Consider the following 9,913-nt stretch of genomic DNA (forward strand, 5'->3'; position numbering starts at 1 on the left):
TCCCAGAAATTCTCTCTAAGTCCTTCATTTTGAATATATAATCGACAGGCGGCGGTCAAACCTCTGCTGGTGTAAGAATTAAAACGATATTTTACACAGGGGCGTCTCCATCGGCCTCGCCAAATTGCAAATTCGATGGAAAAAATGTGTATGCACAGTTTTGCGCGGGTCAAGGTTGCACCGTTGTTGTAATCGGATAGCGCGCAGGGCTGCTGATGTGGATGGCTTGGAATTTTAAGGATAAGTACTGGCAAGCTGGCCGGTGTTGATGGTCAGCTCGCCGGATGTTGGCGTCGATAACGCTTGTCGTTTTCGCCCGACCCGATTGTTCAGCCTCATACCAGGGCTTGAGGATATAGGCAGAAAGTATGCCTCGGTATCGAAGTTAGGTATGTTGTCTGGCTACGGTTTGGCTCACTGAATTGCTCACCGCCTGGCTTTGCCTGCGCCCCCCGGTTCTGACCGGGCCGATACAGGCAGGTTGCAGGTGATGCGTGCACTCGGCATGTCGATCGACCTCACTGCGCCCTGTTGCGGCCGCGTTGCTTCTCGCATCGCTGCACCGCAACGCTAAGGCATTACCCTCCAGCTCTCCCCTTCTAGCGTACATCCCCTGTACTTTTTGCCGCCCTGACAAGGCGGCACTGGAACGGCCTACGGGCCGCGGAGTTTATAAAAATGAAACGCATGTTGTTTAACGCAACGCAGCAAGAAGAATTGCGCGTCGCGATTGTCGACGGTCAGAAACTGATCGATATCGATATCGAAACCGCAGGGCGCGAACAGCGCAAATCCAATATTTACAAAGGCGTCATCACCCGTATCGAGCCATCGCTCGAAGCCTGCTTCGTCAGCTACGGGGAAGATCGCCACGGTTTCCTGCCATTTAAAGAAGTCGCCCGCACTTACTTCCGCGAAGGCGTCGATGTGCGTACCGCTTCGGTCAAGGAAGCGCTGCGCGAAGGCCAGGAAATCATGGTCCAGGTCGAAAAGGAAGAGCGCGGCAATAAAGGCGCGGCGCTGACTTCTTTTGTATCGCTGGCCGGCCGTTATCTGGTCCTGATGCCGAACAACCCGCGCGGCGGCGGCGTGTCGCGCCGTGTTGAAGGTGAAGAGCGCCAGGAACTGCGCGAAACCATGGACAAGCTGGACCTGCCGCAAGGCATGTCGGTGATTGCCCGCACCGCCGGCATCGGGCGCAATGTCGAAGAACTGCAGTGGGACTTGAATTACCTGATGCAACTGTGGCGCGCGATCGAAGGCGCCGGCAAGCAGGGCAACGGCGCGTTCCTGATCTATCAGGAATCGTCGCTCGTTATCCGCGCCATCCGCGACTACTTCCAGCCCGACATCGGCGAAATCCTGATCGACACCGACGACATCTACGAGCAGGCGCACCAGTTCATGAGCCACGTGATGCCCGACATGGTGCACCGCGTAAAACGCTACAGCGACGATGTGCCGCTGTTTTCGCGCTTCCAGATCGAACACCAGATTGAAACGGCGTATTCGCGCACGGTGCCTTTGCCGTCGGGCGGGGCGATCGTCATCGACCACACCGAAGCGCTGGTCTCGGTCGACGTCAACTCGGCGCGCGCCACGCGCGGCTCGGACATCGAAACCACCGCCTTCAATACCAACTGCGAAGCGGCCGAAGAAGTGGCCCGCCAGTTGCGCTTGCGCGACCTTGGCGGCCTGATCGTCATCGACTTCATCGACATGGAAGTGGCAAAAAACCAGCGCGAAGTCGAACAACGCCTGAAAGACGCGCTGCACCATGATCGCGCACGCGTCCAGATGGGCAAGATTTCCCGCTTCGGCCTGATGGAACTGTCGCGTCAGCGCCTGCGCCCTTCGCTGTCCGAAGGCAGCCACGTGACGTGCCCGCGCTGCTCCGGCACCGGCCACATCCGCGACACCGAATCGTCCGCCCTGCAAGTCCTGCGCATCATCCAGGAAGAGGCCATGAAGGAAAATTCGGCCACCATTCACGTGCAGGTGCCGGTGGACGTTGCCGCTTTCCTGCTCAATGAAAAGCGCGGCGAAGTGCTGAAAATCGAGAGCCGTCATCGCATCAGCGTGATTCTGATCCCGAACAAGCACCTCGACACGCCGCACTACAAGCTCGAGCGCATCAAGCACGACGATCCGCGCCTGGAAGACGTGCAGTCGAGCTACAGCCTGGCCGAGTCGGCGGAAACCGACATGGGCTACAGCAAGCGCGAGAAAGAAGAAGCCAAGCCGCGCCAGGAAGCCGTCGTCAAGACGATTACCCCGGCCCAGCCAGCGCCAATGGTCGACCGTACCGAAGCGCCCAAGCCGCTGCCAGTGCCCGTGCCGGTGCCCGTTCTCGTTGCACCAGTGGAAGTGGGTTTCTTCACCAAGGTGATGAACTTCTTCCGCGGGGTCGAAGAGCCTGCAGTTGTTGCACCAGCGCCAGTGGCGCCGGTCAAGACCGCATTAACCACGGCAACCGATCGCAATGGGGCCGACCGCAACAGCCGCAGCCCCCGTGGCCGCAGCCGTGGCGGCAAGCCGGGCGGACGCGAACGTGAAGAACGCGAGCCGGGCAGCAAGATTGCAAGCGAAAACGACAGCGTCAAGGCAGCCGATGCCGACAAGCCGGTGCGCCCGCCCCGTACGCCGCGCCCACCGCGCGAGCCACGCGAAGCGCGCGATCCGGCCGACGTCTCTACAACGCCGGCGCCGGCGCCGCGCGCCGAACGTGGCGAGCGTCCTGAACGCGGCGAGCGCCCTGAGCGCACCCCGCGCCCACCGCGCGAGCGCGCCGACTACCGCACCCCGGTAGCCGAAAGCAAGCTCGATGAGATGGCAGCCGCTCCGTTCGCAGCTGAAGTGCAAAACGCCGGTCCTGTCGGCGAACTCGACGTGATCGTGGCGCCAAAAATGGTGACCGCCATCGGCCCGAACGGCGAAGAGATCGAAGTCGAAGCCAATGGCGACGAGCCGCGCCGCCGCCGCCGCCGTGGTGGCCGCAACCGCAACCGCCGCGACCGCGAAGGTGGCGAGGGCGTTGAAGGCGTGGACGGCGAAGGCACCGAGAACGACGCCGGCGAGAACGATGCCGACGGCGTTGCGCACGAAGCAAGCTTTACGGTTCCGGCAGCACCTGCCGTAGCTACTGAGCAAGCTGCCGCGCCGATGCAAGCCTATGCACCGGTGGAAACGCCAGAGCCAGTTGCCGCCTATGCACCGGTCGAAGCGCCGGAGCCTGTTGCTGCCGTTGCAGCGCCGGTACCGGTGTCGGAATACCGTCATGCTGCCGCTGTTGCTCCTGTTGCGGTTGCCGTTGCACCTGCACCGGCTCCCGCCCTTGCAGCTGCTCCTGCTGTAGATGTTGCACCAGCTCCTGCACCGGCACCTGTCGTTGCAGCGCCGGAGCCGGTCGTGGTTGTCGAACCTGCCACGGTGATCGTTGCCGAGGAAACGCTCGCAGCGCACGTTGCCGTCGAAGCAGCGGTCGACGTTGCCGCTCCTGCCCCCGTGGTCCCGCAGACCATTTTCACGCCGGAAGCCGAAGCTGATGCCGTGGTCGAGGTAGCGCCGGCACCAGTTGCCGAAGCTGCAGCGGTGGTTGAGGCTGCACCTGCACCTGCCCCTGCACCTGCGCCTGCACCTGCGCCAGCGCCTGCCGCAGCCCCTGCGCCAGTACCTGTAGCAGCCCCAGCCGTCATCAAGCCCGTTGCGGATCTGAATGAGATCCTCAGCTCGGCTGGCTTGACGCTGGCGGCGACCGATCCTGACAAGCTGCGCGCAGCCCAGGAAGCGGCAGCCCAGGCGGCCCAGCCAGTACGCGTACCGCGCGAGCGCAAGCCGTTGCCGCCGCAGGTGGACGAGCCACTGATCCAGGTGGACACTAGCCGCCAGTAATCCGGTAGCGATCTTAAAAAGGGAAGCTTCGTGCTTCCCTTTTTTTTCGCCAGCTTTCCCCGTCAAAGCGAGGCCCACCTGTGCATATCCGGCCCTCGTGCTATCGTACTGGTATGGCCGAAAAAATCATCATGCTGGGCGACGCCCGTTCGCCCGCCCCCGCAATTCCCGCGCAACTGGAAGCGCCCACCGGGCTGCTGGCCGACGCGCTGGGGCGCCCCCTGCACGACCTGCGCATTTCGGTTACCGACCGCTGCAATTTCCGCTGCGTGTACTGCATGCCCAAGGAAGTGTTCGACAAGGACTACGCCTACCTGCCCCATTCGTCGCTGCTCTCGTTCGAGGAAATCACGCGCGTGGCCGCGCTGTTCGTCGCCCACGGCGTCGAAAAACTGCGTCTGACCGGCGGCGAGCCGCTCTTGCGCAAGAATGTCGAAAAACTGATCGGCATGCTCAGTGCCCTGCGCACGCCTTCCGGCGCCCCGCTCGACCTGACCTTGACCACCAACGGTTCGCTGCTGGCAAAAAAAGCCCGCGCCCTGAAGGATGCGGGCCTGAACCGCGTCACCGTCTCGCTCGACTCGCTCGACGACGTCACCTTCAAGCGCATGAACGATGTCGACTTTGCGGTCGGCGACGTGCTGGCCGGTATCGATGCTGCGCATGCTGCGGGCCTGGGCCCCATCAAGATCAACATGGTCGTCAAGGCCGGCATGAACGACGCGCAAATCGTGCCGATGGCGCGCCACTTCAAAGGCACGCCATCCATCCTGCGCTTTATCGAATACATGGACGTGGGCGCCTCCAACGGCTGGAACCTGGCCGAAGTCATTTCTTCGTCCGAGGTGGTGCGCCGCATCGCCGCCGAGATGCCTTTGGTACCGGTGCTCGCCAACTACGCCGGCGAAACCGCGGCGCGCTGGCGCTATGCCGACGGCGAGGGCGAAATCGGTTTGATTTCCAGTGTGACCCAAGCCTTTTGCAAGGATTGCTCGCGGGCGCGCCTGTCCACCGAGGGCAAGCTGTACACCTGCCTGTTCGCCACCCGCGGGCACGACCTGCGCGCACTGTTGCGCGACGGTCGCAGCGATGCCGAAATGTCGAGCGCGATTGGCGCCTTGTGGCGCGTGCGCGCCGACCGCTATTCCGAAACCCGCACCATCAACACCAGCGGCATCGCCAACGCCGAAGCGCCGGGCGAGCGCAGGGTCGAGATGTCGTATATCGGAGGCTGATTGACGATCGATCCCGCAACCATCACCGGCCTCATTCTCGCGGGCGGACGCGGCAGCCGCATGGGCACGGTCGACAAGGGCTTGCAGCCGTTTCGCGGCCAGGCAATGGTAGCGCACGTCATGCGCACGCTGGCCCCGCAGGTCGCATCCATCGCCATTAACGCCAACCAGAACCTGGAGACCTATGCAACCTTCGGCGCGCCAGTCTGGCCCGATGACCTGGCCGGCTTCGAAGGCCCGCTGGCCGGGCTGGAAACGGGCTTGCGCCGCTGCCGCACCGATCTGCTGGTGAGTGCTCCCTGCGACTCCCCTTTCCTGCCGCAAGACCTGGTGGCGCGCCTGCACGCGGCCATGCAGGACGCCGGCGCCGACCTGGCGCTGGCCGAGACCGAAGAAGTCTCTGGCGACGGCACCACGCGCATCCAGCCGCATCCCGTGTTCGCGCTGATCAAAGCGAGCGCCCTGCCACAGCTGTCAGCCTACCTGGCCGGCGGAGGACGACGCATGGACGGCTGGTACGCCGGCATCAATGTGGCGCGCGCGCGCTTTGCCGACGCCGGCGCCTTCCGCAACATCAATACCCTGCGCGAACTGCAGCAATATGAAGACGACAAAGACGCATGAGTTCTCCCACCCTGAGTGAAGTCACGAGCTGCCTGGCCGGCTACGATCCCGATGCACTGCCGGTGCGCGACGCGCAGCGCATCATCAGCCAATTCATCGAACCGGTCGGCGGCGTCGAAGACGTCGCCCTGCTGTCGGCCCTTGGCCGCGTGCTGGCGGCCGACATCATCTCGCCGATCAGCGTGCCCGCGCACGACAATTCGGCGATGGACGGCTATGCCTTGCGCGGCACCGAACTCGACGCCCACGGGCCGACCACGCTGTCGGTGGTCGGCACTGTCTACGCGGGCCGGCCATCTGATACAGTTCCTGGGCCTGGCCAGTGTATCCGTATCATGACGGGCGGCGTGATGCCGGCCGGCTGCGACAGCGTGATCCCGCAAGAGCACGTGGCGGCCATCACTGAGCACAGTATCACCATCGCGCCCGGTTCCATTGGCATTGGCGAGAACCGCCGCTTCGCCGGCGAAGACCTGATGGCCGGCAGCGCGGCCCTGAAAAGCGGCAAGATCATCCGCCCGGCCGACCTGGGTTTGCTGGCCTCGCTCGGCATCGGGCAGGTGCGCGTGCGGCGCCGCCTGCGCGTCGCCTTTTTTTCAACCGGCGACGAATTGCGTTCGCTTGGCGAGCCGCTGGATGCCGGCTGCGTCTACGACAGCAACCGCTACACGCTGTTCGGCATGCTCACGCGCCTCGGTTGCGAGATCATCGACATGGGCATCGTGCGCGACGAGCCGCAAGCGCTGGAAGCGGCGCTGCGCGACGCCTGTGCCTGCGCCGACGCGATCGTCACCTCGGGCGGGGTGTCGGTCGGCGCGGCCGACTACACGCGCGACATCATGGCCAAAATGGGCGACGTCACGTTCTGGAAAATCGGCATGCGGCCGGGCCGCCCGCTCGCTTTTGGTCGCGTCGCCGCGAACGGCCATACGGCATTCTTGTTCGGCCTGCCCGGCAATCCCGTGGCGGTGATGGTGTCGTTTTACTTTTTCGCGCGCGCCGCGCTGCTGCGCATGATGGGGGCCGAGGCGCCGCTGTTGCTGGTCAAGGCCAGGGCGGCGGCGCCGATCCGCAAAAAGCCGGGCCGCACCGAATACCAGCGCGCCATCCTGGCGCTCGGCGAGGATGGCCAACAGCAGGTGCACATCACCGGTTCGCAAGGCTCGGGGATTTTGCGCTCGATGTCGGAGGCGAACTGCATGGTGGTGCTGCACGACGAACAAGGCAACGTGGCCGCCGGCGACATGGTCGACATCATGCTGTTCGATGGGCTGGTGTAAAAGCCATCGTAGGGCGGATAAGCGAAGCGCAATCGGCCAAGCGTCGCCGACGGCGCACGGCGGATTGCGCTTGCGCTTATCCGCCCTACGGCCCCTGGCTGTCTTCTTCCGGCCCCAGCATCAGCTGGGCGGCCTCGCTTGGCAGCGCTTCGACCGACTTGAGCTTGCGCGCCATCTGGCGGCTGCGCACTTCCGCGTTCTCAATGTTCTTGGCCGCCCGTTCCAGCGTCAGCCTGGTCTGCGACAGCACGTCGCCGAACTTGCCGAACTCGGTTTTGACCGCGCCCAGCACCTGCCACACTTCAGACGAGCGCTTCTCCAGCGCCAGCGTGCGAAAGCCCATCTGCAGGCTGTTCAAAATGGCCGCCAGCGTCGACGGCCCCGCAATCGACACGCGCAAGGTGCGCTGCAGGTCGTCGGCCAGGCCAGGCCTGCGCATCACTTCCGCATACAAGCCTTCGGTAGGCAGGAACAGGATCGCAAAGTCGGTCGTCTGCGGCGGCGAGACGTATTTGTCGCAGATTGTTTTCGCCTCCAGCCGCACCGCGCGTTCCAGCTCGCGCCCGCCCTGGGCCACGCCGTCGGCGTCGGCCCGCTCGGCCGCGTCGATCAGGCGTTCGTACTGCTCCTTGGGGAACTTGGCGTCAATCGGCAGCCAGAGCGGCGCGCCGCCGTCGATTTGCCCGGGCAGCTTGATCGCAAACTCCACCCGCGCGCCGCTGCCGGCAATCGTCTCCACATTCTTGGCATACTGGTCCACCGTGAGCACCTGTTCGAGCAGCATTTCCAGCTGCACTTCGCCCCAGGTGCCGCGCGTCTTGACGTTGGTGAGCACCCGCTTCAGGTCGCCCACGCCGATCGCCAGCTGCTGCATTTCGCCCAGCCCTTGGTGCACTTTTTCAAGCCGCTCCGAGACGTGGCGAAACGACTCGGTCAGGCGCGTCTCGAGCGTGGCGTGCAGCTTCTCGTCGACCGTCTTGCGCATTTCCTCGAGCCGCGTGCCGTTGTCAGTCTGCAGGTCCTTGATGCGCGCTTCCAGCGTGGCGCGCACTTCCAGCATGCGCTGCGCGTTCGACTCGGTCAGCGTCGAGAGGGTCTGGTTCATGGTGTCGGCAAAGCGTTTGAGCGTGGCCCCTTGCTCTTCGCGCCCGCTGCTGCTGGCCACGTGAATCTGCTGGCGCATGCTGTCAAGCTGCTGGACGGTGGCGCCGTGGTACTGCGCCAATGCCGCCGCCAGTTCCTGGCGCGTGCCCTGGGCGCCGCCCTGCACCTCGAGGCGCAACTCGCGTTCAAGGCGCTCCAGCGCATCTACGGCGCCGGCGCGCAACAGCGCTGCCACCTGCAGCACCAGCACCAGCACCACTGCCGCAGCCAGAAGCCAGAACTGGGTGTCGGTCATCTATTCGTCAGCCTTGTTGCGCATCCAGTCCGCAGTCTGGTAGAAGGACTCCATCAGGCGCAAGCGCAATGGCTGTTCGATGCCGATGTCTTCCATCGCCCACGCCATCGCGCGCAGCCACTGGTCGCGTTCGGACGAGCCAATGGCAAACGGCAGGTGGCGCGCGCGCAGGCGCGGGTGCCCGAACTGTTCGACGAACAGGTCCGGGCCGCCCATCCAGCCGGACAGGAACATGAACAGCTTGTCGCGCGAGCTGTCCATCGGCACCGGATGCATGGCGCGAATGCCGGCGAACTCCGGTTCCAGTTCCATCAGGTCGTAGAAGCGGTCAACCAGTTCGCGCACGCGTTCGCCGCCGCCGATCACGCTGTATAAAGTTTGTGGTTCATCCATGGCCGACATCATACCAGCGTCAGCCGGCGCAGGCGGCGCGTGGACGACCAGCCGTCCAGGTCCACTTCGCGCCGCATGTCGGCGCAGGCGTCCAGCAGGCGCGCGCAGTCGTCCCCGCTCATGCTGGCATTGAGCGTGAGGCGCACCAGCGAGCGGTTCTTGGCCGTGGCCGGGGCGCAGAACACGGCGCCGTAAATGCCGCGCCGCTCGAGCGCCTTGCGCAGCACCAGCGTCTTGGGCTCCGGCCCGGCTTCAAGCGCGATGATCTGCTCGCTGCCGTCGGCAACGTTGTAGCCCAGTTCCGTGAGGCCGGCGCGCACCGTGCGCGCGCTGGCGTGCAGCGCGCTGCGGCGCGCGTCGGCGAGCGCGATGAAGTCGAGCGCGGCGTCGAACCAGGCCAGCTCGTGTTCGAGCAGGCAGGAGCTGAAAATCGCCGGGCGCGAAGCCGACAAAAAGTAACCCTTGAAGTGACTCGAGCACGTCAAAAAGCCCGCCCGCCCGGCAAACGCCTTGGCCAGCGAGGCGGTGCGAAAGTGCACCCGATCGGCCAGCCCCAGTTCGGCCACGATGCCGGCGCCGCGCGGCCCATGCGTGCCGAGCGAATGCGATTCATCGACAATCAGGATGCTGCCGCTGCGTTCGGCAATGGCGACAATCTCATGCAGCGGCGCGATGCTGCCATTGGTACTGTAGAGAGCATCGACGACGATCACGCCGGCGCCGTGCTTGGCGACCTGGCGCGCCAGGTGGCCCGCATCGTTGTGCAAAAAAGGCACGCCCAGCGCCTGCGCCGACTGCACGCCTTCCCACAGCGAGGCGTGGGCCAGCATGTCGAGGTAGACCGGCACGCCCGGTTCGGCGATCGTCTGCAGCAGGCCCACGTTGGCGGCCCACCCGGATTGCGCCAGGATGCCATCCTCGGCGCCCATGAAGGCGGCAAATTTGGCTTCCAGCCGGTGCTGGCTGCTGCCTTCCTGCAGAAACACCGACGACATCAGCATGCCCTGGTGAGCGCCTAGCCTGGATTTTGCATAAAAAAGGGCAAGAATGCCGTAAGTGCTTGATATGATGTGAGTATCTCGAAACACACT

At 64.4% G+C, this 9,913-nt stretch carries 7 protein-coding genes; 4 read left to right on the plus strand and 3 right to left on the minus strand.

All coding sequences use genetic code 11. The features are described from left to right. The first annotated feature begins 678 nt into the window (after positions 1-678). From ACP7BV_RS14520 to glp, 4 genes are all read left to right on the plus strand, one after another. The gene (locus tag ACP7BV_RS14520; protein WP_426104753.1) at positions 679-3,891 is read left to right on the plus strand and encodes an Rne/Rng family ribonuclease; all 3,213 of its coding nucleotides are present in this window, start codon (positions 679-681) and stop codon (positions 3,889-3,891) included. A 113-nt stretch (positions 3,892-4,004) separates the two neighbouring features. Beyond that, positions 4,005-5,126, plus strand: coding sequence for a GTP 3',8-cyclase MoaA (moaA, locus tag ACP7BV_RS14525; RefSeq protein WP_426104754.1), 1,122 nt, complete (start codon positions 4,005-4,007; stop codon positions 5,124-5,126). Beyond that, positions 5,127-5,750 (plus strand): molybdenum cofactor guanylyltransferase MobA, encoded by a 624-nt coding sequence (gene mobA / locus ACP7BV_RS14530; protein ID WP_426104755.1) that lies wholly within the window; start codon positions 5,127-5,129, stop codon positions 5,748-5,750. Beyond that, complete coding sequence (gene glp, locus ACP7BV_RS14535) at positions 5,747-7,030, plus strand: gephyrin-like molybdotransferase Glp (protein ID WP_426104756.1); 1,284 nt, start codon at positions 5,747-5,749, stop codon at positions 7,028-7,030. Before mobA ends, glp begins: the two co-directional genes overlap by 4 nt. Before the next feature lie 85 nt (positions 7,031-7,115). Here the strand turns inward: glp and ACP7BV_RS14540 are convergent, their stop codons facing one another. The 3 genes from ACP7BV_RS14540 to cqsA form a co-directional block, all read right to left on the minus strand. Continuing rightward, complete coding sequence (locus ACP7BV_RS14540) at positions 7,116-8,429, minus strand: DNA recombination protein RmuC (protein WP_426104758.1); 1,314 nt, start codon at positions 8,427-8,429, stop codon at positions 7,116-7,118. After that, positions 8,430-8,831, minus strand: a complete 402-nt coding sequence (locus tag ACP7BV_RS14545) for a group II truncated hemoglobin (RefSeq protein ID WP_426104769.1) — start codon at positions 8,829-8,831, stop codon at positions 8,430-8,432. Beyond that, positions 8,831-9,913 (minus strand): alpha-hydroxyketone-type quorum-sensing autoinducer synthase (cqsA, locus tag ACP7BV_RS14550; protein WP_426104760.1); only part of this gene is annotated, 1,083 nt, incomplete at its 5' end. The genes cqsA and ACP7BV_RS14545, both read right to left, overlap by 1 nt.

Origin of the sequence: Massilia sp. TSP1-1-2 (assembly GCF_049896185.1) — a bacterium.
Taxonomy (GTDB): domain Bacteria; phylum Pseudomonadota; class Gammaproteobacteria; order Burkholderiales; family Burkholderiaceae_D; genus Telluria_A.

Excerpts from the sequence above, each read along its gene's own strand:
- ACP7BV_RS14520 (WP_426104753.1), top strand. The coding sequence starts at position 679 with ATGAAACGCATGTTGTTTAACGCAACGCAGCAAGAAGAATTGCGCGTC.
- moaA (WP_426104754.1), top strand. The coding sequence starts at position 4,005 with ATGGCCGAAAAAATCATCATGCTGGGCGACGCCCGTTCGCCCGCCCCC.
- glp (WP_426104756.1), top strand. The coding sequence starts at position 5,747 with ATGAGTTCTCCCACCCTGAGTGAAGTCACGAGCTGCCTGGCCGGCTAC.
- ACP7BV_RS14540 (WP_426104758.1), bottom strand. The coding sequence starts at position 8,429 with ATGACCGACACCCAGTTCTGGCTTCTGGCTGCGGCAGTGGTGCTGGTG.
- ACP7BV_RS14545 (WP_426104769.1), bottom strand. The coding sequence starts at position 8,831 with ATGTCGGCCATGGATGAACCACAAACTTTATACAGCGTGATCGGCGGC.